26 protein-coding genes and 1 pseudogene are annotated in these 23,812 nt (G+C 70.6%); 14 read left to right on the top strand and 13 right to left on the bottom strand.

Annotated elements, in window-relative coordinates:
- Positions 1 to 28: 28 nt before the first annotated feature.
- Positions 29 to 2,389: a sigma-70 family RNA polymerase sigma factor gene (locus BSB02_RS01445; protein WP_084955737.1), complete on the bottom strand. Its 2,361-nt coding sequence runs from the start codon at positions 2,387 to 2,389 to the stop codon at positions 29 to 31.
- A gap of 142 nt (positions 2,390 to 2,531) precedes the next feature.
- On the opposite strand from BSB02_RS01445, the gene pyrE reads away from it, so the two are divergent.
- Entirely contained in the window at positions 2,532 to 3,065 is a 534-nt protein-coding gene (gene pyrE, locus BSB02_RS01440; RefSeq protein ID WP_084955735.1) for an orotate phosphoribosyltransferase, read from the top strand.
- Here the strand turns inward: pyrE and BSB02_RS01435 are convergent.
- Together BSB02_RS01435 and BSB02_RS01430 are read right to left on the bottom strand one after the other, a co-directional pair.
- On the bottom strand, positions 3,060 to 3,476 hold the full coding sequence (locus BSB02_RS01435) for a hypothetical protein (RefSeq protein WP_143590124.1): 417 nt from the start codon (positions 3,474 to 3,476) through the stop codon (positions 3,060 to 3,062). The genes pyrE and BSB02_RS01435 overlap by 6 nt on opposite strands.
- 45 nt (positions 3,477 to 3,521) lie before the next feature.
- A complete protein-coding gene (locus tag BSB02_RS01430; protein ID WP_084955730.1) occupies positions 3,522 to 4,214 on the bottom strand; it encodes a DedA family protein in 693 nt (230 codons plus the stop codon).
- A gap of 84 nt (positions 4,215 to 4,298) precedes the next feature.
- Here BSB02_RS01430 and fbaA point away from each other — a divergent pair, with 84 nt between their 5' ends.
- The 3 genes from fbaA to BSB02_RS01415 all read left to right on the top strand — a co-directional run bounded on the left by fbaA (position 4,299) and on the right by BSB02_RS01415 (position 7,158).
- Complete coding sequence (gene fbaA, locus BSB02_RS01425) at positions 4,299 to 5,318, top strand: class II fructose-bisphosphate aldolase (RefSeq protein WP_276206301.1); 1,020 nt, start codon at positions 4,299 to 4,301, stop codon at positions 5,316 to 5,318.
- Positions 5,319 to 5,351: 33 nt separating this feature from the next.
- Positions 5,352 to 5,765 (top strand): DUF3151 domain-containing protein, encoded by a 414-nt coding sequence (locus BSB02_RS01420; protein WP_143590123.1) that lies wholly within the window; start codon positions 5,352 to 5,354, stop codon positions 5,763 to 5,765.
- Between the two features lie 109 nt (positions 5,766 to 5,874).
- Positions 5,875 to 7,158: an adenylosuccinate synthase gene (locus BSB02_RS01415; protein ID WP_084955724.1), complete on the top strand. Its 1,284-nt coding sequence runs from the start codon at positions 5,875 to 5,877 to the stop codon at positions 7,156 to 7,158.
- On the opposite strand, the gene BSB02_RS01410 is transcribed toward BSB02_RS01415, so the two are convergent.
- Complete coding sequence (locus tag BSB02_RS01410; RefSeq protein ID WP_084955722.1) at positions 7,147 to 7,548, bottom strand: type II toxin-antitoxin system VapC family toxin; 402 nt, start codon at positions 7,546 to 7,548, stop codon at positions 7,147 to 7,149. The two genes, BSB02_RS01415 and BSB02_RS01410, sit on opposite strands and share 12 nt — an antisense overlap.
- The gene (locus BSB02_RS01405; RefSeq protein WP_084955720.1) at positions 7,545 to 7,784 is read right to left on the bottom strand and encodes a FitA-like ribbon-helix-helix domain-containing protein; all 240 of its coding nucleotides are present in this window, start codon (positions 7,782 to 7,784) and stop codon (positions 7,545 to 7,547) included. The genes BSB02_RS01410 and BSB02_RS01405 overlap by 4 nt, the downstream gene beginning before the upstream one ends.
- Positions 7,785 to 7,867: 83 nt before the next feature.
- Here BSB02_RS01405 and BSB02_RS01400 point away from each other — a divergent pair, with 83 nt between their 5' ends.
- Positions 7,868 to 8,773, top strand: a complete 906-nt coding sequence (locus BSB02_RS01400; protein WP_084955718.1) for a glycerophosphodiester phosphodiesterase family protein — start codon at positions 7,868 to 7,870, stop codon at positions 8,771 to 8,773.
- Positions 8,774 to 8,800: 27 nt separating this feature from the next.
- On the opposite strand, the gene BSB02_RS01395 is transcribed toward BSB02_RS01400, so the two are convergent.
- Positions 8,801 to 9,232, bottom strand: coding sequence for a protein-tyrosine phosphatase family protein (locus BSB02_RS01395; RefSeq protein WP_084956258.1), 432 nt, complete (start codon positions 9,230 to 9,232; stop codon positions 8,801 to 8,803).
- Positions 9,233 to 9,400: 168 nt separating this feature from the next.
- Entirely contained in the window at positions 9,401 to 10,201 is an 801-nt protein-coding gene (locus BSB02_RS01390) for a class I SAM-dependent methyltransferase (protein WP_084955716.1), read from the bottom strand.
- Between the two features lie 257 nt (positions 10,202 to 10,458).
- Between BSB02_RS01390 and BSB02_RS42840 the strand changes: the two genes are divergently transcribed.
- The 3 genes and pseudogenes from BSB02_RS42840 (at position 10,459) to BSB02_RS41210 (ending at position 14,692) form a co-directional block, all read left to right on the top strand.
- Positions 10,459 to 12,174 (top strand): ABC transporter ATP-binding protein, encoded by a 1,716-nt coding sequence (locus BSB02_RS42840; protein ID WP_206184457.1) that lies wholly within the window; start codon positions 10,459 to 10,461, stop codon positions 12,172 to 12,174.
- Complete coding sequence (locus BSB02_RS01380; RefSeq protein WP_206184456.1) at positions 12,171 to 13,904, top strand: ABC transporter ATP-binding protein; 1,734 nt, start codon at positions 12,171 to 12,173, stop codon at positions 13,902 to 13,904. The genes BSB02_RS42840 and BSB02_RS01380 overlap by 4 nt, the downstream gene beginning before the upstream one ends.
- Before the next feature lie 143 nt (positions 13,905 to 14,047).
- A pseudogene (locus BSB02_RS41210) lies at positions 14,048 to 14,692 on the top strand (MptD family putative ECF transporter S component).
- 252 nt (positions 14,693 to 14,944) lie between these two features.
- On the opposite strand, the gene rpmF reads toward BSB02_RS41210, so the two are convergent.
- Genes rpmF through rpmG form a run of 4 tightly spaced genes read right to left on the bottom strand, consistent with a single transcriptional unit; the run spans position 14,945 to position 15,805 of the window.
- On the bottom strand, positions 14,945 to 15,109 hold the full coding sequence (gene rpmF, locus BSB02_RS01370) for a 50S ribosomal protein L32 (protein ID WP_084955714.1): 165 nt from the start codon (positions 15,107 to 15,109) through the stop codon (positions 14,945 to 14,947).
- Between the two features lie 2 nt (positions 15,110 to 15,111).
- Positions 15,112 to 15,411 carry a 30S ribosomal protein S14 gene (rpsN, locus tag BSB02_RS01365; RefSeq protein WP_084955712.1) on the bottom strand — a complete coding sequence of 100 codons (300 nt, stop codon included), beginning with the start codon at positions 15,409 to 15,411 and terminating at the stop codon, positions 15,112 to 15,114.
- Positions 15,411 to 15,644 (bottom strand): 50S ribosomal protein L28, encoded by a 234-nt coding sequence (gene rpmB, locus BSB02_RS01360; RefSeq protein ID WP_084955710.1) that lies wholly within the window; start codon positions 15,642 to 15,644, stop codon positions 15,411 to 15,413. Before rpmB ends, rpsN begins: the two co-directional genes overlap by 1 nt.
- Positions 15,641 to 15,805, bottom strand: coding sequence for a 50S ribosomal protein L33 (gene rpmG / locus BSB02_RS01355; RefSeq protein WP_084955708.1), 165 nt, complete (start codon positions 15,803 to 15,805; stop codon positions 15,641 to 15,643). Before rpmG ends, rpmB begins: the two co-directional genes overlap by 4 nt.
- Positions 15,806 to 15,867: 62 nt before the next feature.
- Here rpmG and BSB02_RS01350 point away from each other — a divergent pair, with 62 nt between their 5' ends.
- Positions 15,868 to 16,989, top strand: a complete 1,122-nt coding sequence (locus BSB02_RS01350; protein ID WP_240506092.1) for a GTP-binding protein — start codon at positions 15,868 to 15,870, stop codon at positions 16,987 to 16,989.
- Positions 16,986 to 17,204, top strand: a complete 219-nt coding sequence (gene rpsR / locus BSB02_RS01345; RefSeq protein WP_084955704.1) for a 30S ribosomal protein S18 — start codon at positions 16,986 to 16,988, stop codon at positions 17,202 to 17,204. Before BSB02_RS01350 ends, rpsR begins: the two co-directional genes overlap by 4 nt.
- A 129-nt stretch (positions 17,205 to 17,333) precedes the next feature.
- Here the strand turns inward: rpsR and BSB02_RS01340 are convergent, their stop codons facing one another.
- Positions 17,334 to 18,044, bottom strand: coding sequence for a TetR/AcrR family transcriptional regulator (locus BSB02_RS01340; RefSeq protein WP_084955702.1), 711 nt, complete (start codon positions 18,042 to 18,044; stop codon positions 17,334 to 17,336).
- A 118-nt stretch (positions 18,045 to 18,162) separates the two neighbouring features.
- Between BSB02_RS01340 and BSB02_RS01335 the strand changes: the two genes are divergently transcribed.
- Positions 18,163 to 18,711, top strand: a complete 549-nt coding sequence (locus tag BSB02_RS01335; RefSeq protein WP_084955700.1) for a hypothetical protein — start codon at positions 18,163 to 18,165, stop codon at positions 18,709 to 18,711.
- Positions 18,712 to 18,763: 52 nt separating this feature from the next.
- On the opposite strand, the gene corA is transcribed toward BSB02_RS01335, so the two are convergent.
- A complete protein-coding gene (gene corA, locus BSB02_RS01330; RefSeq protein WP_240506091.1) occupies positions 18,764 to 19,801 on the bottom strand; it encodes a magnesium/cobalt transporter CorA in 1,038 nt (345 codons plus the stop codon).
- 480 nt (positions 19,802 to 20,281) lie between these two features.
- On the opposite strand from corA, the gene purD reads away from it, so the two are divergent.
- The 3 genes from purD to murA all read left to right on the top strand — a co-directional run bounded on the left by purD (position 20,282) and on the right by murA (position 23,693).
- Positions 20,282 to 21,496 (top strand): phosphoribosylamine--glycine ligase, encoded by a 1,215-nt coding sequence (purD, locus tag BSB02_RS01325; RefSeq protein WP_084956249.1) that lies wholly within the window; start codon positions 20,282 to 20,284, stop codon positions 21,494 to 21,496.
- Positions 21,493 to 22,317, top strand: coding sequence for a phosphoribosylaminoimidazolesuccinocarboxamide synthase (locus BSB02_RS01320; RefSeq protein ID WP_084955696.1), 825 nt, complete (start codon positions 21,493 to 21,495; stop codon positions 22,315 to 22,317). Before purD ends, BSB02_RS01320 begins: the two co-directional genes overlap by 4 nt.
- A 107-nt stretch (positions 22,318 to 22,424) precedes the next feature.
- Complete coding sequence (murA, locus tag BSB02_RS01315) at positions 22,425 to 23,693, top strand: UDP-N-acetylglucosamine 1-carboxyvinyltransferase (RefSeq protein ID WP_084955694.1); 1,269 nt, start codon at positions 22,425 to 22,427, stop codon at positions 23,691 to 23,693.
- The last annotated feature ends 119 nt before the right edge of the window (positions 23,694 to 23,812 follow it).

Here is a 23,812-nt window from a genome sequence, read left to right as displayed (position 1 = left end):
GCAAGGGGTACCGGTTTTGTCCGGTCTGTCATGACCTGGCGCGAACGCTCACCGCCGCCACCCCGAAGAGCACGACGTCCTTCGCGGTGGCCAGCTCCAGCCGTGGATCGGCACCCAGCTCGGCCTGGAAGGAGTCCACGTCCACGCCGAACGCCAGCCCCTCCGCCCCCTCGGCCGAGCCGTCGAAGACGTTGCCCTCGTCCCCGTCACCTCCCGCCGGCCTCAGCGCGGCGGACCCGGCAGAGACCCGGTCCCCCTTCAGGTCCGCGTCGCCCTCCCAGGCGACCAGCCGCACGTCGGCCGGGACGGCGGCGGGATACAGCCCGCCCAGCGGGACGACCTCCTCGTCCCGGCCGCCGCCCACGACCGTGGCGGCGTCCACGACGACCGCCTGGCTGTACGGCCGGGCCGGATCCGTCGAGACGACCACGAGGCTCCACCCGGCGTGCTGCGAGACGCCCTCGCCCAGGGGGACGTCGGCCGCCCACCACGTGGCCCGCCGGCCGGACGCCGCGGCCACCAGGCCCGTGACGTCGGCGAAAGCCTGGTAGGCCGGTCCCGAGGGCAGCTCCCGCACGGCCACCTCGTCCGGCTCGACGGTCACGTAACCCTTGCGCCCCGGCGGCCTGACCTTGATGGGCCCGCCCGCGGCCAGCCCGGCGGACCAGTACAGCCCCGCCCACACCACGCGCCCGCCGCGCGGCAGCTCCAGGACGGCGGAGCTGGAGGCCCCGGTGCCGGCCACATCGTCCTCGTCGAGCCGCCGCATGGGCCACAGGTCGTTGTCCCGGCGGTCGCCCTCGCGCCGCCTGCCGCGCTCGCAGCCGTCCTCCTCCGGCGGGCAGGTCAGCAGCGTGTTCCCGGCGGCCGTGACCGCGACCCCACCGTCGGCGGCGAAGCGGGCCGGGGCTCCCGAGCCCCGCACTCCGGCGGTGGCCCGCACGCGCACCCTCTGGTCGCCCGACCTGACGCGGGCGGCGGGCCCCACGCCCTCGGGAGCTGTCGGCGCCACGGTGACGCGCAGGAACACCGTCGTGAGCCGTCCTGGCCCCAGCGGCTCGCGGGCGCACCGCGCCCCGGCGGCGCGGGGGCGGCAGGCCCAGCCGTCCAGCGTGCCGGCGGACCCGGTCCTGGCCCTGCCCCAGCGGGAGGGCGCGAGCGTGACGCCGGGCGGCAGGTCGACGGCGGCGACGACGTCACGGCTGGGCGCCCCGCCCTCGTTGCGCACCCGGAGCGCCACGATGCCCGGCCGGCCGCGCACGAGCGAGCCCAGCGGGTCGATCCGGGCCGACAGGCGGGCCGCGCCGGGCTTGGCGGTGGCCGGTGGCGGGGTGGGACGCCTGTGCGCCGGGACCGGCTGGGGTCGTTCGGGTTCGGGCCGCTCGGCCCGTTCCTCGGCGGGAGGGGGCAGCCGCGGCGCGGCGGAGGGCAGCGCCCTGGCCCGCTCGGGCGGCGGCCGGTCGGGCTCCTCCCCCGACACCAGTAGCAGAACGAGCGCCGCCGCGAGCGCCACCGCGGTCCCGCCCGCTGCCGCCGCCTGCCGGTGGCGCGGGGCGCGCCCGATCCAGCCCATCGCCTTCGTCGCGCCGACGCCGCCGGCCGAGCCGGCCTTGGCCAGCGCCGCCGAGTAGGCCGCGAAGGCGGGGCCGACGACGAGGGGCCCGACGATGACGCGCAGGCCGCGGTCGACGTCGGACAGCTCCAGGAACACCGACCGGCACTGGGTGCAGGCGCTCATGTGCTCCTCGACCATGCGGGAGTCCCGCCTGCCCAGCCCGCCGCGGACGTGCGCGCCCATCTTGCCGAGCACCGGCCGGCAGGACTGCTGGGGCGTGCCCGACAGGTGCATCTGCAAGTACGCCTGGCGCAGCCCCTCCCTGGCCCGGTAGGCCAGCGCGGCCACCCCGTTGGCCGACAGGCCCAGCAGCGGCGCCACCTCGGCGGGCCCGGCCCCCTCCACCTCCGTGTGCCACAGCACCGCCTTCCAGCGGTCGGGGAGCGACAGGAACGCCTTGGCGATGAGGGACTTCTCCAGCCCGGACAGCGCCGGGTCGACGAAGGGCGTCCCCGGGTCGAACTCCTCGATGTCGCCGGTGGTCACCTGGCGGCCCGCCACCCTGCCGCGGTCGTAGACGGTCCGGCGCACGACGGTCAGCAGGTAGGGGCGGAAGGCGGCCTCCGGCCCGCCTCCCCGGCCGACCAGGTCGAGGATTCTGGTGAAGGACTCGGCGACGACGTCCTCGGCCTCGGCCTCCGCTCTGACGAGGTGGCGGGCGAGGGCGCGGGCGGCGGCGACGTGACGCTCGTAGAGCTCGCCGAAGGCGGCGGCGTTCCCGCTCCGCACGGCGTCGAGCAGCGCGGCGTCGCTCTGCGGCGTTTCCGGACTCATGGTGACCTCTTGATTACTCAGGGTTGCCATGCGCATCATTCCGCAGTCCGCGCCATGACTAAACCGGCGCCACGCCTTTGCCTGCTTCTTTGCCATGACCGGCCCGAGCCGGCTCTCCGCCCGGGTCACTACGCTGAGGGGCATGAGCGACCGTGAGAACCTGCTGGCGGAGATCCAGAAGAAGGCCGTGGTCCACGGCAAGGTGGTGCTGTCCTCGGGCAGGGAGGCCGACTGGTACCTCGACCTGCGGCGCATCACCCTGGACGGCACGGCCGCGCCCCTGGTCGGCAGGGTGCTCCTGGACCTGACCGCCGACCTGGACTACGACGCGGTCGGCGGGCTGACGCTGGGGGCCGACCCGGTCGCCACGGCGATGCTGCACGCGGCCTCCGCCCGGGGCCGCGCGCTCGACGCCTTCGTGGTGCGCAAGGCGGCCAAGACGCACGGCCTGCAGCGCCGGATCGAGGGCCCGGACGTGGCGGGCCGGCGGGTGCTGGCGGTGGAGGACACCTCCACGACGGGGGGTTCGGTGCTCACGGCCGTGGAGGCGCTGCGCGAGGCCGGCGCGCGGGTGGTGGCGGTGGCGACGATCGTGGAGCGCGGCGCGGCGCCGCGGATCGCGCAGGCCGGCCTGGAGTACCGCTACGCCTACTCGGTCGCCGACCTGGGGCTATGAGCGCTTGACGGTGAAGGACTCGCGCTCGCCGGGTTCGCCGGGCGAGCGCGGGACACCGTTCTCGACGACCTCGACCGTGCCGGCGTCGTTGAGCACGACGTCGATCTCGTCCTCGAACCACTCGTACTCCTCGCCCAGCGTCATGTCGCCCACGTGCAGGACGTCGCCTCCCGGCACCCGCACGGTGACCGACGGGCAGGTGTCGGCGACGCACTGGATCCGCAGGGTCGGCGTGCGCTCCGCGGCGGGCGTGCCGGTCGTGCCGGCCCGCATCGGCGCCGACTCGGGGACCTGCTGGGAGGCGAGGAGCGCGCGCACGCCGATGACGGCCAGCACCACCACGAGGAGGACCGCCAGCCCCGTCAGGGCCACCTGCGCGATCCCCCTCGGCTCAGTCCTATGGCGTCCCATGTGTCGATTGTGGAGGTCGGCTGCGGGGGGTGTGCGCCGAAAGGGTCAGCCCACGCGGTGGTGCTTGCCCATCGGCTCGGGGAGGCGGCGGCGGGCCCTCCTGGCCTTGACCGCCTCGACCACGATGGGGATCAGCGAGATCCCCACGATCAGGAACACGCCGGGCAGGATGTACCTGTCGATCTGCTTGGGGTCGACCTTGTTGCCCAGGTAGTGGCCCAGCAGGATCAGGCTCTCCGTCCAGAAGACGCCGCCGATGACGTTCCACACGAAAAAGCGCTTGGCGCTCATCTCCAGGACGCCGGCCACCGGATTCATGAAAGTCCGGACAATGGGCACGAATCGGGCGAGCACCACGGCCTTGGCCGGGCCGAACTTCTCGAAGAACTCCTCGGCCCGGATCACGTGCTCCTTCCTGAAGAACCTGGAGTCCGGCTTGTCGAACATCCTGCGCCCGAAGCGCGCCCCCAGGAAATGGCCCAGCTGGGCGCCGGCGACCGCGCAGATCGGTGTGCCGATCAGCAGGGCGGGGAAGGACAGCGGCACGATGTTCATGCCGGCCGCCACCGAGGCGGAGCTGAAGATGCCCGCCGCGACGAGCAGAGAGTCACCCGGCAGGAAGAAGCCGAGGAGCAGACCGGTCTCGGCGAAGATGATCGCCAGCACGCCGATCGTCGCGAAGGCCCCGAGAATGGTCAGCCACCAGGTCGGGTCCAGGAGATTGAAGAGCCAGTCCACGGGCAGAGCCTACCCGGCCCGTTCACTACCACGCTGGGCGACGAGTCGAGATACTGGGCTCCGCGAAGCCGTACTTCCGAGGAGATGACCATGCCTATCGCCACCCCAGAGATCTACGCCGAGATGCTCGACCGGGCCAAAGCCGGCGGATTCGCCTACCCGGCGATCAATGTGACCTCCTCGCAGACGTTGAACGCCGCCCTGCGCGGTTTCGCCGAGGCGGAAAGCGACGGGATCATCCAGGTCTCCACCGGCGGCGCCGAGTTCCTGTCGGGCGCGTCGGTGAAGGACATGGTCTCCGGTGCCCTGGCGCTGGCGGAGTACGCCAGGGTGGTCGCCAGGAACTACCCGGTGAACGTGGCCCTGCACACCGACCACTGTCCCAAGGACAAGCTCGACGGCTTCATGCGGCCGCTCATCGAGCTGTCCCTGGAGCGCGGCGGCGACCCCATCTTCCAGTCGCACATGTGGGACGGCTCGGCCGTACCGCTGGAGGAGAACCTGGAGATCGCCAAGGAGCTCCTGGAGAAGTGCCACCGCGCGCGGATCGTCATGGAGATGGAGATCGGCGTCGTCGGCGGCGAGGAGGACGGCATCGTCGGCGAGATCAACGAGAAGCTCTACACCACGCCCGGCGACGCGCTGGCCACCGCCGAGGCGGTCGGCCTGGGCGAGAAGGGCCGCTACATGCTCGCGGCGACCTTCGGCAACGTGCACGGCGTCTACAAGCCGGGCCACGTCAAGCTGCGTCCCAGCGTGCTGAAGGAGATCCAGGACGCGGTCGGCGCCAAGTACGGCAAGGACCGCCCCTTCGACCTGGTCTTCCACGGCGGCTCCGGCTCGCTGCTGGAGGAGATCCACGAGGCGATCTCCTACGGCGTGGTGAAGATGAACATCGACACCGACACGCAGTACGCCTTCACCCGCCCCATCGCGGACCACATGTTCAAAAACTACGACGGCGTCCTGAAGGTCGACGGCGAGGTCGGCAACAAGAAGACCTACGACCCGCGCTCGTACGGCAAGGCCGCCGAGGCGTCCATGGCCGCCCGGGTGGTCCAGGCGTGCCAGGACCTCAAGTCCGCTGGGACTAAGATCACCTAGTCATGGCACGGCCCGGCGGGTATGACTTGTTTTATGGACAACCTTCTCGCCGGGCCGCCCCCGACCTACCTGCCGGACCTGCCCGAGGCCAAGGAGGCGCTCGAATCGGGCGCCAAGGCCGCCGACGTCGCCGCCCGCTTCCCCTCCTATTCCGCTGCCTGGGCGACGCTGGCTGAGGAGTACTTCGCGCAGGGTCACGCCGTGACCTCCTACGCCTTCGCCCGCACCGGTTACCACCGGGGCCTGGACCAGTTGCGCCGCGCCGGCTGGAAGGGCCACGGGCCGATCCCGTGGGAGCACGAGCCGAACCGCGGGTTCCTGCGCTCGCTCTACGCGCTGGCGCGTGCCGCCCAGGCCATAGGGGAGAAGGACGAGGCCGAGCGGTGCCTGCAGTTCCTCAAGGACAGCAGCGCCGAGGCGTACGACGTGCTGACCAAGGGCTCCTGACGGCCGCCGGACCGGACAGCCGCAAAACGGGAAATGAGGTAGTCTCTCATCGCAAGAGCCCCTGTCGCTGTTGCGCCAGGGGTTTTCGTTTCGCATGGGAGATCAGGCAATGCCGGCGGTCGTCATCGTGGGTGCCCAGTGGGGCGACGAGGGCAAGGGAAAGGTCACCGACCTGCTCGGTGACAGCGTCGACTACGTGGTCCGCTACCAAGGCGGCAACAACGCGGGACACACCATCGTCATCGGCGACCAGAAGTACGCGCTCCACCTCGTGCCCACCGGAGTGCTGTCGCCGCACGTCGTCCCGGTGATCGGCAACGGCGTGGTCATCGACCCGGGCGTGCTGCTGGGCGAGATCGACGGGCTGGCCGAGCGCGGCGTCTCGGCCGACAAGCTGCTGATCTCGGCGAACGCGCACCTGATCATGCCGCACCACAAGGCCATCGACAAGGTCACCGAGCGCTACCTGGGCAAGAACAAGATCGGCACGACCGGCCGGGGCATCGGCCCCGCCTACGGCGACAAGGTCTACCGCATGGGCATCCGCGTCCAGGACCTGCTGGACCCGGGCATCCTGCGGCAGAAGATCGAGGTCGTGCTGGCCGAGCGCAACCAGGTCCTCACCAAGATCTACAACCGGCGCGGCATCGAGCTGGATCGGGTGCTGGAGGAGTACCTCGGCTACGCCGAGCGGCTCAAGCCGTACATCGCCGACACCTCGCTGGCGCTGAAGAAGGCGCTGGACGCGGGGAAGGTCGTGGCGCTGGAGGGCGGCCAGGGCACGCTGCTGGACCTCGACCACGGCACCTACCCGTTCGTCACCTCCTCCTCGCCCACGGCCGGAGGCGCCTGCGCGGGCGCCGGGATCCCGCCGAACCGGCTGACGCGCATCATCGGCATCCTCAAGGCGTACACCACGCGCGTCGGCTCGGGCCCGTTCCCGACCGAGCTCACCGACGAGATGGGCGACTGGCTGCGCACGACGGGCCACGAGTACGGCGTGACCACCGGGCGCAACCGGCGCTGCGGCTGGTTCGACGCGGTCATCGCGCGCTACGCCACCCGCATCAACGGGATCACCGACTTCTTCCTCACCAAGCTCGACGTGCTGTCCGGGCTGGAGCGCATCCCGGTGTGCGTGGCCTACGACGTGGACGGCGTACGGCACGACGAGATCCCCATGACGCAGACCGAGTTCCACCACGCCAAGCCGATCTACGAGGAGTTCCCCGGCTGGCAGGAGGACATCTCGGGCGCCAAGAGCTTCGAGGACCTGCCGCCGAACGCCCAGGCGTACGTCAGGGCGATCGAGGAGCTCAGCGAGGCGCCGATCTCCGCCATCGGCGTGGGCCCCGGCCGCGACCAGACGGTGCAGATCCGGTCACTGGTCTAGCCGCATGTCGCGGACCTTACACCGGATTCCCGGAACGGCGGCGAGCTTCGCGTCGACCGTGATCAGCTCTGCGTCCAGCAGCTCGGCCAGGGCGACGTAGGCGGCATCGTATGGCCACATGTTGTGACGCAACTCCCAGATGCGCGGGAGCAGCGGCACGTGCTCATAGCGCCTGATCCGCATGCGTCCGAGCAGCTCCAGCGCTCGCGTGGCCTCGTCGGCAGGCAGTTTGCCGCCGTTGACGAGGCCACGCAGTGTAGATGCGCACTCCAGATCGACGGCGTGCGGCGCGGCCAGACGTGCTCCGCTGACGGCTCGCCGGATCCGCTCGGCGATCGCCGTGGTGCCGACGAGGAAATCGACGAGCGCGGAGGTGGCAAGAACAATCACGCGACCCGGCCTTCACGCGCCCGCGCGATCGTCTCCAGGATGTCGTCCTCGGTGACCCTGCTTCGCGCGGCTATCCGACGAGCCTCCTCGGCGACCTCCTCGGGGTTCAGCGTCTGCGCCTCTCCGATCAGCAATTGCCGCAGGTATGCCTGAAGAGACTGACCGGCTCGCGCCGCTCTGACCTTGAGCGTCCTCAGAACCTCTTCTGGGACGTCCCGCACGTGCACGTTTGCCATGCATGCATTTCACCCCCAAAGTAGCCACCTTGCTATCGGCGAGCTGTCGCCCACTTTCCTCCCCGAGCGAATAGGGTTCCGGTGTGCGTGTCGAGATCCATGGCCATCGAGGAGCACGCGGCCTCTGGCCCGAGAACACCCTGCCCGGGCTGAGCCGGACCCTCGAACTCGGCGTCGACGCGCTGGAGTTCGACGTCGCGCTGACCGCCGACCGCCGCCCGGTGCTCACGCACGACCTGCACGTCTCCGCCGTGACCAGCGCCGACACGCGCCCGCTGGCGGACGGCGACCCCGGCTTCCCCTACGTCGGCAAGCCGGTCAACTCGCTGACGCTGGCCCAGCTGCGCACCCTCGATGTGGGTGTACGGCTCCCGCGGCACCCCGACGACCCCTTCGCGCTCACCCAGGTCGCGATGCCCGACACGCGGATGCCGACGCTGGGCGCGGTGCTCGGGCTGGTGAACGCCTACGCGGCCGACGACGTCCGCATGCACGTCGAGCTGAAGTCCGACCCCACGCGGCCGGAGCTGTGCTTCGACCCGGTGATGTTCACCGAGCTGGTCGTGGAGGAGCTGGACCGCCACGGCAGGCTGGGCGGCGCGGCGATCCTGAGCTTCGACTGGCGGGTCATTTCCGCCGCCGCGTCGCTGGCGCCGCGGACCCCGCGGTATGCGTTGATCGAGCCCGACACGCTGCACTGGCACGGCTGCCTGGGCGACGACATCCCGGCCGCCGCCGCGGCGGCCGGAGCCACCGCGCTCTCGCCCGAGCACGTCATGGTCGGCGAGGAGCTCATGGCCCAGGCCGCGGCCGCGGGGCTGCCCGTGGTGGTGTGGACGGTCAACACCGCCGACCTGGCCGGGCGGATGATCGACCTCGGCGTCGCCGGGATCGTCACGGACTACCCCGACCGGATGCGGGAGCTGTGGCGCGAGCGCGGGCTCCCGCTGCCGCAGCCGGTCAGCCCGCTGCGTCCCGTGGGCGTCTGAGCCTCTCAGCTGGTCCTTCAGGGTCCTTCAGAGGCGGAAACGGGCGACGAAGCGGCGCTGCCAGGGCGTCTCGACGGCGCGCCGGGAGTAGTGCTCGCGCACGTAGGCGACGGCCCGGTCGTTCGGCACGCCGTCCAGGACGGCCAGGCAGGCCAGCGCGGTGCCGGTCCTGCCCTGGCCGCCGCCGCAGGCGATCTCCACCCGCTCACTCCCGGCCCGCTCCCACGCCTCGCGCAGCGCCCGCGCAGCGGCCTTCCGGTCGGAGGGCAGCCAGAAGTCGGGCCAGCGCACCCACCGCGCCTCCCAGGAGACGGCGGGCGGCTCGTGGCCCAGCAGGTAGAGGGCGAAGGTCGGCTCCTGCCCGCCGGGGAGCGGGCGCCGCAGGCCGCGACCGCGCACGAGCCGCCCGGAGGGCAGGCGGAGCACTCCGGGCGTCGCGGGCTCCCAGGGAGTGATCAGCAATGCGACGCTTCCACGACGTCGTCATCCATCCGGCCGAGCTTTCTGGTGGTGTTCCCGGCGCGGCAGCGGGCGCCCCGGCCGCTTCCAAGGCCCAACATGCTCTCTCCTACCTCTCCGGGCGGCGAACCGGGCGTCGTCCGCGGCACCGCACGTCAGCGATGCCCGTCAGCGATGCCCCACGCCGACCAGCGTCGTCGCGTCCACCGTACCGATTCCCCGTTCGCGCAGGGTGGCGAGCAGATTCTCCCGGATCCGGGACAGTGCGGGCGCGTCCAGCCCGTCGAGCATGCCGCGGAAGCCGCTGCCGACGACCAGCAGCCAGGCCAGGTCGTCGGTCAGGGTCAGCGCCAGGGGCACCCGGCTGACCCTGACCTCGCGCAGCCCCAGGCCGGTCAGCCAGTCGCTCAGCTTCTGCTCGGTGGCTATCTTGGTGACGGAGTCGCGGCTGGCCGGTGAGCCCGGCTCGCTGCCACGGACCTGCTGCACCACGTCCGAGAGCGCGATGCCGAAGTTCTCCAGTGCACCGCTGGCCCAGGTGGTGACGGCGAAGGTGCCGCCTGGCCGTACCAGCCGGGTCAGCCGGGACGCGGTGGCGTCCATGTCCGGCAGCATGAAGACGCCGAGCACGCACATCGCCACGTCGTAAGGGGAGTCTTCCCAGGTGGTGGCGTCGGCGCGGATAAAGCGCAGGTGTGTCAGACCACCGGCCGAGGCGCGTTCGCGGCCCTGCGCCAGCAGGGAGTCGGCGAGGTCGATCGCGTCCACGCTGCCGTCGGGGCCGGTCGCGACGGCGGCGGGTACGGCGGAGCCGCCCGCGCCGCAGCACACGTCGAGCACCCGGTCACCGGGTTTGACGGCGGCCGCGTCGACCGTCGCCTGGCCGATCGGGTCCCACAGGTGCGGGGCCAGCCGCGAGAAGTCGGCGCCGGTCCGGTCGAACACCGCTCCGATGGCGGAAGGGTCCATGTCTGCTCCTTAGCGCAGGGCGGCGAGGATCACGTCGGCGCCAATCCGGGCGAAACCGGCTGCGCGCGGGCGGATACGTGGTCGGCGACCGGCAGCCGGTGGTCCCCGCCGTGTTCATGCCACCTGGCTTCGGATCCAGGGCGGTCGTCGTTCCCCCGGGGCGTCACGTGCGTGCTGTCCGCCTATGTCATGATAACGAGAACGGTTTTCATTTTGACAGATTTGGGAGAGTCCATGAATCCCCCCTTGGCCGCCCGATGAGCACCTCTTCGGTCCTGGCCCCGGCTCGCGCCACCCTGATCGGCTGCGCCATCCTGACGGGTGTCAGCGCGCTTGCCGGTATGGCGCCGCTGATCGCCGTGGTGGAGATCAGCCGCCGCTTGCTCGCCGGTGACGCCGGCGTGTGGCCGGTCATCTGGATCGCGCTGGCAGCGCTGGCCGTCAAGCAGCTCGGCACGTTCGGCGCCGGAGTGCTGACGCACCTGGCCGACATCCGGGTGTCGTTCGGCATCCGCCGTGAGCTGCTGCACAAGCTGCGCAGGCTGCCCCTCGGCTGGTTCACCGACCGCAACTCCGGCACGGTCAAGAAGACCGTCGAGGACGACGTCGCGGCGCTGCACCAGCTCATCGCCCACTCGGTGGTGGAGGTCACGGCCGCCGCGGTGCCGCCGGTCGTCGCGGTCGGCTACCTCTGCACCGTCGACTGGCGGATGGCGCTGATCAGCCTGCTCCCGACAGTCGTCGGCCTGATCCTCTACCGCCGGGCGATGGCCGGAGCCGGGACCAAGTACCCGGAGTTCATGCAGTGGCTCACCCGGCTCAGCGGCGCCGCGGTGGAGTTCGTCAACGGCATCGCCGTGGTCAAGGCGTTCGGCGCCCCCGGTGTCGCCAGCCGCCGCTTCCGGGACGTCTCACAGAACTTCGCCCGCTTCTTCCTCGACTGGGCCAGGTCGACGACCAGGGCCTCCGTCCTCGCCGAGATCCTCTTCTCGCCGCCGAGCGTGATGGTCGTGGTGGCGGGCGCGGGCGGCGTGCTGACCGCCGCAGGTGAACTGCCGCTGGTGAGCTTCATCGCGTTCCTCGTGTTCGGGACGGTTGCCACGACCGGGCTGATGACGGTGCTGATGTCGGTGCATCCGCTGGTCACGGCACTGGCCGTGGCGCGCGGCATCCGAGAGGTGCTGGACACGGCAGAACTGCCCGTGCCCGAGCATCCGGTCGTGCCGGACCCGGACACACCAGGCCCGGTGGTACGGCTGCGCGGGGTTCGTTTCGCATACGGCGAGACGGTGGCGCTGGACGGCATCGACCTGGACCTCGAACGGGGGACGGTCACCGCGCTGGTCGGCCCGTCCGGATCGGGCAAATCCACCCTGGCCAAGCTCCTGCCCCGCTTCGACGACCCGCAGCAGGGCTCGGTCGAGCTTTACGGCGTCGACCTGCGAGCCATCGACCAGGCGGAGTTGTACCGGCACGTGGCCTTCGTCTTCCAGGACCCGGCCCTGCTGCGCATGAGCATCCGCGACAACATCCGCCTCGCGCGGCCGGACGCCGACGACGCGGCCGTGCGTGCGGCGGCGGACAAGGCGCAGATCCTCGCCCGGCTCGACGAGCTGCCGCGCGGCCTGGACTCGGTAGTCGGCGAGGACGCGGAGCTGTCGGGCGGCGAGCGGCAACGGGTGAGCATCGCCCGGGCGATCCTGGCCAACCGGCCGGTGCTCGTGTTGGACGAGGCCACCGCCAGCGCCGACCCCGAGAACGAGGCACGCATCCAGGACGCGCTCAGCGAGGTCGCCCGCGATCGCACCGTGCTGGTCATCGCGCACCGGCTGAGCACGATCCGGGGAGCCGACCAGATCGTCGTGCTCGACGCGGGCCGCATCGTCGAGCGGGGACGCCACGAGGATCTTCTGGCCCGCGAGGGACTGTACGCGCGGCTGTGGGAGCACGACCGGGTGGGAGTCCAGTCATGATCAAGTACCTTTTCGAGCTGCTCGACGAGCGTGGCCGCCGTCACCTGCGCATCATGCTGGCCGCCCAGGCCGGGCAGGGCGTGCTGCAGGGGGTGGCGTTCCTGTTCGTGGTGCCGCTGGTGGCCGCGCTCATGGAGCAGTCGGGCACCTTCTGGTGGTGGCTGGCGGCGGTCGTCTCCGCGGTAGCCGTCCACCATGTGCTGCTGGCGTGGAGCACCTCGCTCGGCTACATCATCGGCACGGACGTGCTCACCAGCTTCCACGAGCGGATCGGCAACCACCTGGCGACGCTGCCCATCGGCTGGTTCCGCGCCGACCGGACCGGCCCCATCGGGCGCCTGCTCGGCAAGGGCACGATGGATGTCGCCAACATCCCGGCGCACCTGCTGCGCCACGTCGTCGTCGGCGTGACCACGCCCGTCACGATCATCGCCGGGAGTTACCTGCTGGACTGGCGGATCGGCCTGGCCTTCACCGCCGGAGCTGTGCCGTGCGCGCTGGCCCTGCGCCTGCTCATGGTCGTGGTGCGGCGCAACGACGACGACTACGAGCACGACATCGGGGCCAGCGCCTCACGCATCGTCGAATACGCCCGCCAGCAGCCCACGCTGCGCGCCTACGGCGTGCTCGACCGGCCCGAGCTGGGCACCCTGGAGGAATCGCTGGCCCGCCAGGAAGGATCCCAGTCACGGCTGACCATTCGCGGCGCCTGGGCGCTCATCGCCTTCTTCGGCACCCTGCAGCTCGTCGTCACCGCGGTCATCGCGCTGACGGTCGCGCTGACCCTGGACGGCACCGTCGCGCTCGCCGTCATGGCCGGGGTGCTCATCGTCACCCTGCGCATGCTGGAGCCGATCTCGCAGCTCGGTGAGCTGGCCGGGCACGTGCAGATCAACGCCGACGCGATCGGGCGGGTACGCGAGCTGCTCGCCGTACCTTCTCTGCCCGAGCCCGCGCACCCCGCCGAACCCTCCGGGACCGGGATCGAGCTGTCAGGCGTGCGCTTCGGCTACGACGAGGGCCGGACCGTCATCGACGGGCTCACCGTGACCATCCCGGCGGGCAGCTTCACCGCCATCGTGGGCCCGTCCGGCTCGGGCAAGAGCACGCTGCTCAAGCTCATCGGCCGCTTCTTCGACGTCGACGAGGGCGCCATCCGCATCGGCGGACGCGATGTGCGCGAGCTCGGCACCGCGGGAGTCTCGCGGCTGACCGCGCAGGTCTTCCAGGACGTCTACCTGTTCGAGGGCACCATCGCCGACAACCTGCGGATGGCCGCCCCCGGCGCGACCGACGACGACCTCGCTCGCGTGGCCCGTATCGCCCGGCTCGACGAGGTCGTCGAACGGCTGCCGGACGGCTGGGAGACCCGGGTCGGCGAGGCCGGATCCACACTCTCCGGCGGGGAGAAGCAGCGCGTCTCCATCGCCCGCGCCCTGCTCAAGGATGCCCCCATCGTGCTGCTCGACGAGGCCACCGCCGCGCTCGATCCCGCCAACGAGGCCGCGGTCGCCGACGCCCTGCACGAACTGTCCCGCGACCGCACCGTCATCGTCGTCGCCCATCGCCTGTCCACCGTCGTCGCCGCCGACCGCATCCTCGTCCTCGACGCCGGACGCATCACCGAAGACGGCGACCACGACACCCTGCTCGCCGCCGGCGGCACCTACGCCCGCTTCTGGCACGAACGCCGCCGCGCCCGCGGCTGGCAGCTCATCCCCTCCCGGTAAGGAACCGCGATGACCACGCTCACCCACGACCAGCCCCGCTTCACTCTCCGCATGAGCCCCAGGGATCTGATCACCATCGGGATCTTCGGCGCCCTGTACATCGTCACCCTCTACGCCATCAGCATGCTCGCTTCATCAACCCCGTGGTCATGCTCGTCTCCCTCGCCGCGAGCATCGTCGCCTGCGGGATCCCGTTCATGCTCTTCCTCACGCGGGTCCGCCACGCCGGGATGGTCACGATCTTCGCGATCATCACCGCCGACATCCTCATGCTCACCGGCCACCCGCCGATCAGCTTCCCGCTCACCGTCGTCCTCGCGCTCATCGCCGAAGCGATCCTCTGAGCGGGCCGCTACCGGTCCCGTCGCCTGAGTGTCATCGCCTACGCCGTCTACTCGGCCTGGTACGCCGGTCCGCTGTCGCCCCTCTTCTACGCCCGCGACGACTACTTCTCCAGCCCGTCCATACAGATGATGGGCGCCGACCACGCCAGCGCCATGGACGCCCTCCTCTCACCGGCAGTGCTCATCGCCTTCGACCTGTCCACGATTCTCTTCGGCTTCCTCGGTGGGTTGCTGGGCCTGAAGCTGAGGCGCGGACGGCGCCGACGACGTCCAGGTGGCCGTGGCGCTGGGCGCTTTCACCGCCCTGGCAGCCCTGACCGCTCACCTGACCCGCCGCCGCCTCCACCGTCCCTGACCCCGCTCCTCAGGGAACGGCGGCATCCTGTCACCGTGGGCCGGCGGGTGGGAAGCCGGGGACCGGCACACAACGACCATCACGCCTGATCGGCGTGTTCGACGAGCTCGGCGATCAGCTCGTTCTGCTCGGTGATGAGCGAGTCCGCCAGTGCGGCGGTCGGCTCGTGCCGCCCACCGGCCCGGGCCAGCTGCCCGGCAGCCGTCCGGTCCCGGTCAGGGCTTGCAGGTTGCCGGACGCGATCAGCCCGCAGCCGGCCAAGTGCGCAGTCGTCGCTCTCTCGATGACTCCTGTAAGGCCAGTCCTGGGCAGGGCACCGCTCCGGGCCGCACGCGCCCGTGTCAAGGGGTGATCAGCCCTCTCTGGTAAGCGCGGACCAGGCGGCGCGGGACCAGCAGCTCCCGGCCCGCCACGACGATCGGCACCAGGTCTGGGACACTCGCCTTCCACTGCGCGCGCCGGTGCCGGGTGTTGCTGCGTGACATCTTGCGCTTGGGAACGGCCATCGCTACCAGCTCGCCTTGGTGATCCCGGGCAACTCTCCCCGGTGGGCCATCTCACGGAAACGCACCCTCGACAGGCCGAACTTGGTCAGGTGCCCGCGAGGCCTCCCGTCGACGACGTCGCGGTTGCGGACGCGGGTGGCGCTGGCGTCGCGGGGCTGCCGGTTGAGTTCCCGTACGGCTGCCGCCCGCTCGTCCGGGGTACCGGTGCGGATGATCTCTTTCAGTTCGGCCCGCCGTACGGCATAGCGAGCCACGACGATCTTCCGCCGCTCGTTGGCGGCGATCTTGCTCTTCTTGGCCATCAGACCTTCTCTCCCCGGGCGCGGATGCGGGCCACGGCCGCCTCGATGCCGATCTTGTCCACTGTCTTGATCGCTCGGGTGCTGAGCGTCAGCCGTACGTGCCGGTTCTCGCTGGGCAGCCAGTAGCGGCGGTGCTGGAGGTTGGGGTTCCACCGGCGACGGGTGCGCCGGTGGGAGTGGGAGACGTTGTTGCCGAAGACCGGCTTGACTCCGGTGAGCTGGCAGTGGGTCATCGTTCCTCCCGGAACATCACGTGCCGGCGGATGATCGGGTCGTATTTGCGCAGCGTGAGCCGATCCGGGGTGTTGCGCCGGTTCTTGCGGGTCACGTAGGTGTAGCCGGTGCCTGCCGTGGACTTCAGCTTGATCACCGGACGCAGTTCGTTTCTGGACATTCCGCTCCTCTCGCTGTGCCATGATAATGACAACGGTTTTCATTTTGGCAACTGGAGGCCCCGTGTCCACCCCTGTCGTCCTGGTCGCCGGGCTACATGCGCCGGCCCGCATCGCCGTCGTGGATCAACTGCTGGGCGAGCACCCCGGCGCCCTCTCCGTCCACCACGACCTGAAAGCGATCACGCAAGGGCGGATCGAGCGGGTGGTACGCGACGGCGACCGGGTCCTCGACCGCACCGAGGTACGGCTGGCGCACGGCTGCATCACCTGCACCGTCCGCGAGGACCTGCTGCCCTGGCTGGTCCGCCACGCCGGGCAGGCCACGCTGCTCGTCGTCGACCTGTGGGACTCGGTCGAGCCCCGGTCCGTCGCCGAGGCGATCGACTGCGAGGAGGCCCACGACCTGCTGCGGCTGACCGGGGTGCTGACCGCGCTGGACGCCGAGCACCTGCCCGTCGACATCGTGCGCGGCGACAACCTGGCCGACAGTGGCCACCAGGCGGCCGCCGGAGACCGTCGCTACCTGGCCGAGGTGCTGGCCAGGCAGCTCGAATACGCCACCGCCCTGGTCCTGCGCGGCGGCGACACCGAAGACCGCGACCTGAGTCGCGCCATCCTCACCCATCTGGCCCCCTGCACGCCCGTCTTCGTCGAGGCACTGCCCGAGGTGACCGGCGCCTCGCTGTGCACCAGGGAACTGGCCGAGCGGGTCGATCCACCGACCGCCCAGCTGCCCTGCGACGCGCAGACCGGCGAGATCACCACCGTGGTTTGGCGCCGCCTGCGACCGCTGCATCCCGGCCGCTTCTTCGCCGCCGTTGACGAGCTGGCCACCGGATCCGTGCGCTCGCGTGGCAGGTTCTGGCTGGCCACCCAGCCCGACCGCATCCTCGCCTGGGACGCCGTCGCCGGGGTCGTCTCGGTGGAGGACTGCGGGCCGTGGCTGATCTCGCTGCCCGAGGCCGCCTGGGAGCTGATGTCGCCGGCCCGCCGCCTGATCGCCTCGCTCGACTGGAACCCGATCATCGGCGACCGGGTCCAGCACCTGGTCTTCATGGGCCCCGACCTCGATCGCGAGCGCCTGCTCGCCCTGCTCGACTCCTGCCTGCTCACCCCTGACGAGGCGGAAACCCCGCTGGAAGATCCGTTCGTCCCCCTCATCACCCTCAAGGAGAGCGCATGAAGCCCCGCCGTGCCCCTCGCAAGAAGGCCAATCCACTCGCCGGCGTCACCGTCGTCGACTACAAGGACACCGCCCTGCTGCGTAAGTTCATCTCCGACCGTGGCAAGATCCGCAGCAGGCGGGTCACAGGCGTCACCGTCCAGCAGCAACGGCAGGTGGCGCGGGCCATCAAGAACGCTCGGGAGATGGCTCTGCTTCCTTACTCCTCCCGCTGACGACCCCGCCCGCCTGACTGGCCATGAATCCGGACGCGCACGTTACAGGCCCGCGGCCGGCCACAGTAGCCGATGTGCAGCTGAGCAGGCAGGCCTGGACCGGCTTCCGGGACGCAACATGGCGGGATTCTAGTTTTCCGCGGGGGTTGTGCTTCTCCCCGTGGCGACTCGGCGAGCGGCGAGCCGGGCTTCGAGGCCGTCGAGGAGCGCCTGGAGGCCGTGCTCGAAGGTGCCCTCGGGCGCCTCGCCGTACTCGCCGGGGGCGATGAGGCGGCTGCGCAGGCGCGGGAACGGCATCGCGATCTCGGTCGCCTTCGCCATGACGTCCCGCAGCAGCTCCCCGGGGTTCCCGCCGCCGCGGCCGAGCCGCCGGGTGAGGGAGGCCATGGCGGCGGTGCCCATGGCGTTGCCCAGGACGAACGTGAAGACCGCGCCCGCCGCCCGGTCCGCCTCGGCGCCGGCGAAGCCGCCCGCCTCGTAGACGGCGAGGCTGTGATCGTCGTAGCGCGACTTGCCGGGGCCGTAGAACACGTAGGACCCGAAGGCCTGCACCAGCCACGGATGCCGGGCGAGCATCGCGTGCAGGCCCGTGGCCATCCGCGTGGCCGCCGTCCGCCAGTCCACCGCGGCCAGGTCGGGCAGCTCGATCTCCTGCCACACCCGGTCGCCGGCGAGCAGGACCAGGTCGTCCTTGTTCTTGACGTGCCAGTAGACCGCCGTGGCGACCGTGCCGAGCCGCTTGCCGAGGCTGCGCATGTTGAGGCCTTCCAGTCCCTCGTCGTCGAGCAGGTCGACGGCGGTCCGGATGATCTGGTCCTTGGTCAGGGTCTCGCGCGGCATGGCGTCACGATAGGGGCCCGGACCGGTCCTGCACAAAGTTCAGGAGAGGGCTTGCACTTAGTTCAACAACGGCCCTACGGTGCTCTTGCACTTAGTTCAACTCATGCGAGGTCCCGCCATGCCCCTTCCCGTCGCCGTCGCCGTCGCCCTGCAGACGCTGCTCGCCGCCACCTTCTTCGTCATCCCGATCACCGCATGGATCACCGGCGGCAGGGCCCAGCGCGCGGCGGAGGCCGAGGTCGCCAGGCAGGGTCATCCGGCCGAGGTCCTGGCCCGGCACGGCATCAGGTTCGAGGAGGAGCCCTGGGAACTCGCCCTGGCGCTCGCCATCGGCGCGTGCCTGCTCGTCCTGGCCTCGCTCAACCTCGCCGGAAGCGGGACCGGCCGGATCCTGTCGTGGATCGCCGAACCGCTCGTCCTGGTCGTCGTCGGCTTCGTCACCGCGGGCCAGGTGTTCGCCACGCGGTACACCGAGGCCGCCTTCAGGAAGTCCGGCGACCTCGCCGTGCGGGACATCGACGCGCGGGCGGTGATCGCCGCGGCAAGCACCGGGTTCCCCGCCTGGCTGCGCCCGCTGGTCCTGGTGCGCTTCGCACTCGCGACCCTGGGCTCGCTCCTCGTCATCGTGCTGCTGGCCACCCCGGCGGCGGGCGGCTACTTCGGTTAGAACCCGGCCGGAGGGAAGGGGACGGGGGAGCCGCGCTCCCCCGGCAGTCCCTTCAGAGCCAGCCGTTACGGCGGAAGCCGCGGTAGAGCAACGTGCACGCGGTCACCATCACCGCCAGCACCGCCGGGTACCCCCACACCTGCTTCAGCTCGGGCATGAAGTCGAAGTTCATGCCGTAGATCCCCGCGATCATGGTGGGCACGCTGATGATCGCCACCCAGGACGAGATCTTGCGCATGTCCTCGTTGGCCAAGGTGTTCGAGCGCGCCAGAGCGGCCTGCAGGATCGAGTTCGACAGCTCGTTGCAGGACTCCACCTGCTCGCAGACCCGGGACAGGTGGTCGCTGACGTCGCGGAAGTACTCGCGCATCTCGCTCGGGATGACGCGGCGCTGCGGGAGGGCGGCCATGGGCGCCTGCAGGGGCGTTATGGCGCGCTTCATCTCCAGCATCTCGCGCTTGAGCTGGTAGATCCGGTTGATGTCGCGGGAGCTGACGTCGGCGAAGACGGTGGCCTCGACCTCCTCCAGCTCCAGCTGCATGAGGTCGGCCACCTGGAGGTAGCGGTCCACGACGTGGTCGGAGATGGCGTGCAGCACGCCCGAGGGACCGCGGTTCATCAGCTCGGGGCTGTCCTCCAGCCGCTCGCGCACCTCGGTCAGCGGGCAGTGCGCGCCGTGCCGTACGGTCACCACGAAGTCCGACCCCAGGAACACCATGATCTCGCCGGTGGCGATGATCTCGCTCGTGGCGGTCAGCTGGTCGTGGTCCAGGAAAGCTATGGTCTTCAACACCATGAACAGCGAGTCGCCGTACCGCTCGACCTTGGGTCGCTGGTGCGCCTTGACCGCGTCCTCGACGGCCAGCGGGTGCAGGCCGAACACCTCGGCCAGCCACTCCACCTCGTGCGCGGCGGGCTCGTGCAGGCCCACCCAGACGAACGCCTTGGGGCCGTCGGCGGCCAGGTTGTGGCGGCGCACCAGGTCCAGGGAGGCGACGATGCCGTCGGCGTAGACCCGCTCGCCGTCGATGTAGGCGCCGTACTCCACGACGGAGTCGACGGGCGGAACGCACGGGACACGCTCGGTCATGACCACCGAGGGCGTGATGTGCGGCTTGATCGAGTGACGGTTGCTACGACGGAAAAGCGTGGACGAGCGCATAGCAGTCCCTTTCCGCCCGACCTTTGCACGCTCCACGCGCGTGACGCAGGACGTCATCACCTCACAGTTCAACGAAAGGCGTGGAGCAACGATCAGGCTGCCGGATTGGAGTGGTCGGGGGCATGCGTGATGTACGCGAGCGAGCGCGTACTGCTGGGATCACCAGGGTTCATCCCGGACCACCTCCAATCACAAGAGACGCCGCAAGCTGCACTAATTTACCACAGGTGAGCAGAACCAAACCGACGATACTCCTCGCCGGCTCTGCGATCAGGCAGAAGTCGCCCAAGATTGTGGCCGCATCCGGACAGGGCTCGCCATCCACAGGCGTCGCTCGCATGGGCGCGTCGTCCACAGGCGAGGGAGGCGGCGAGCGGGCGCCGGGCGGGAGCTGAAACAATGGGCCACGTGCGCGTTCTTGTGATTGGTTCCGGCGGGCGCGAGCACGCGCTGTGCCGCTCGCTCCGGCTCGACCCCGAGGTGACCGAGCTCCACTGCGCCCCCGGCAACGCCGGGATCGCGGACCTGGCGGTGGTCCACCACATCGATCCGCTCAGCCCCGAGCAGGTGACGCACCTGGCGATGGGCCTCGACGCCGACCTGGTCGTCATCGGCCCGGAGGCGCCCCTGGTGGCCGGGGTGAGCGACGCGGTGCGGGCGGCGGGCATCCCGGTCTTCGGCCCGTCCAAGGACGCCGCCATGATCGAGGGCTCCAAGGCCTTCGCCAAGGAGGTCATGACCGCCGCCGGGGTGCCCACGGCCAGGGCCCGCGTCTGCGCCACCCGGGAGGAGGCCGAGCGGGCGCTGGCGGAGTTCGGCGCGCCGTATGTGGTCAAGGACGACGGGCTGGCGGCGGGCAAGGGCGTCGTGGTCACCGACGACCGCGAGGAGGCGCTCCGCCACGCGGAGCGGTGCGAGCGCGTCGTGATCGAGGAGTTTCTCGACGGCCCCGAGGTCAGCCTGTTCGCGCTGTGCGACGGCAACACCGCGGTCCCGTTGCAGCCCGCGCAGGACTTCAAGCGCGCCTACGACGGCGACAAGGGGCCCAACACCGGCGGCATGGGCGCCTACACCCCGCTGCCCTGGGCGCCGGAGGGCCTGACCGACCAGGTGATGCGCGAGGTCGTCCGCCCGACCGTCGAGGAGCTGGCCCGGCGCGGCACGCCGTACACCGGGGTGCTGTATGTGGGCCTGGCGCTCACGAGCCAGGGGCCGAAGGTCGTGGAGTTCAACGCCCGGTTCGGCGACCCCGAGACGCAGGTGCTGCTCGACCGGCTCCAGACGCCGCTGGCGGGCCTGCTCATGAGCTGCGCGACCGGCACGCTGAAGGAGGAGCCGAGGTTCAGGGACGGCTCGGCCGTGTGCGTGGTGATCGCGGCGGAGGGCTACCCGGGCGACCCCGTGAAGGGCGACGTGATCAAGGGTCTGACGAGCACGGAGCACGCCTACGTGCTCCACGCAGGGACGATGCGGCAGGGCGACGACATCGTCTCCAACGGCGGGCGGGTGCTGACGGTCGTCGGCCACGGCCCCGACCAGGACAGCGCCCGGCGCAGCGCCTACGAGCTGGTAAGCAAGATCGAGCTGCGCGGCTCGCACCACCGAACGGACATCGCACTGTGAAGCACATCCACTCCGGCAAGGTCCGCGAGCTCTACCAGACCGACGAGGGTTACCTGCTGATTGTGGCCTCCGACCGGATCTCGGCGTTCGACCACATCCTCGAGACCGAGATCCCCGACAAGGGGGCCATCCTCACCCAGCTGTCCCTGTGGTGGTTCGAGCAGCTGGCCGACATCGTGCCCAACCACGTCCTGCGCAGGGGACCCGACGTCCGCAGCCTGGTGTGCATGCCGCTCAAGATGGTGCCCGTCGAGTGCGTGGCGCGCGGCTACCTCGCCGGCGCCGGCCTTGCCGAGTACCAGCGCGAGCAGGCCGTCTCGGGCCTACGGCTCCCGCCGGGCCTCGTCGACGGCTCCAAGCTGCCCGAGCCGGTCTTCACGCCCACGACCAAGGCGCCCGTCGGCGAGCACGACGAGCCGATCACCTACGAGCAGGTCCGCGAGCAGGTCGGCGAGGCGGCGGAGCAGCTGCGCCGGATCACGCTGGCCGTCTACAACAGGGGCGCCGAGATCGCCCGCGAGCGCGGCATCATCGTGGCCGACACCAAGATCGAGCTGGGCTGGGACGCGCACGGCGTGCTGACGCTGGCCGACGAGGTGCTGACGCCCGACTCCTCCCGCTTCTGGCCCGCCGACGAATGGCAGCCTGGCCGGCCGCAGCCGTCCTTCGACAAGCAGTTCGTGCGCGACTGGCTGACGGCGAACTGGGACAGGTCCTCGGGCAATCCGCCACCGCCGTTGCCGGACTCCATCGTCGAACAAACCAGGCAGCGCTATCTGGAAGTGTACGAACGGCTCACCGGTCACGCTTTTCGCGCATAGGACATCCCCAGACGTCACATGTTTCCCGCCAAGTTCGGCTTTCGCAGCGGATGACAGCGACTACTGTGGGCCCCTGACCGATACCTACCCACGGGAGCCGCACGAAAATGGTCCGTTACCGCGTGCGCGGTGGCAACGCGCTGCGAGGAACCGCCTTCATCCAGGGCGCGAAGAACGCCGTGCTCCCGATGATCGGCGCGGCTCTGCTCGCCGCCAAGGGCCGGACCGTGCTACGCAACGTGCCGATCATCGAGGACGTCCGCCGCGCGGTGGAGCTCGCCCAGGCTGTGGGCGCCAACGTGGAGCTGCACGAGGCCGAGCGCACGCTCGTCATCGACGCCTCCCGGCTGACCAGCGCCGTGCTGCCGGCCGAGATCGCCCGGCGCTTCCGCGGCTCGGTGCTGTTCACGCCGGCGCTCATGCACCGGCTGGGCGAGGCGATCGTCGAGGGGGTCGGCGGCTGCAACCTGGGCAGCCGCAACCTCGACTTCCACTACCTCGGCTACAAGCGGCTGGGCGCGGTGGTCGACGAGGGCGAGACGGTCATCCACGTCAAGGCCTCCGGCCTGACCGGGGCCACGCTCTACCTCGACACACCCTCCCACACCGGCACCGAGAACCTCATCATGGCCGCGTCGCTGGCCAAGGGCACCACGGTGATCGAGAACGCCGCGCTGGAGCCCGAGGTGCTCGACGTCATCGACATGCTCACCAAGATGGGCGCGCGGATCGGCGGCGGCGGCACCGGCTTCATCACGGTCGAGGGCGTCGAGGAATTGCACGCCGTCGAGCACACCGTGATGCCCGACCGGCTCGACGCGGGCGTGTTCGCGATGGCGGCGGCGATCACCGGCGGCGAGCTGAGCCTCGTCGGCACCGGCCTCGACCTGGGCGTCGTGCGCTACAAGCTGGAGCAGATGGGCGTCGACTTCGCCCGCCAGGGCGCGGTGCTCCACGTCACCTGCACGCGGGCCCCGCTGCGGCCGATCAACATCATCACCGACACCTACCCCGGCTTCGCGACCGACCTGCAGTCGCCGATGATGACCGTGGCCGCCCTCGCCGACGGCGTCAGCTACATCCACGAGCGCATCTTCGACGGGCGTTTCGCGCTGGCCGGCGAGCTCAACAAGATGGGCGCCAACGTCGAGGTCACCGGCAGCCGGGCCGTCGTGCGCGGGCCGACGCCGCTGAAGGGCGCCACGGTGACCGCCCACGACCTGCGCTCGGGCATCGCGCTGGTGCTGGCGGGGCTGGCCGCCGAGGGCGAGACGGTCATCGAGTCCGGATATCTCATCGACCGCGGCCACGCCTATCTCGCCGGCCGAATGCGGGCTCTCGGGGCGGACATTACTCGAGAGTTTTCCGACGCCTGAGAAACCATGTTGACCTGCTGAAACCACCCTTCAGCCACCGGCTTTGACCGGCTTTCCGGAAAAGTCGGGCGTGACATTACGGCCCCCGCGAGCGATCGTTCCAAAAGAGAGTGTGGACG

Source organism: Thermoactinospora rubra (assembly GCF_002093975.1).
GTDB classification, from domain to species: Bacteria; Actinomycetota; Actinomycetes; order Streptosporangiales; family Streptosporangiaceae; genus Nonomuraea; species Nonomuraea rubra_A.
Note: the sequence above shows the minus strand (reverse complement) of the source record. Positions and strands in the feature narration are given on the sequence as shown.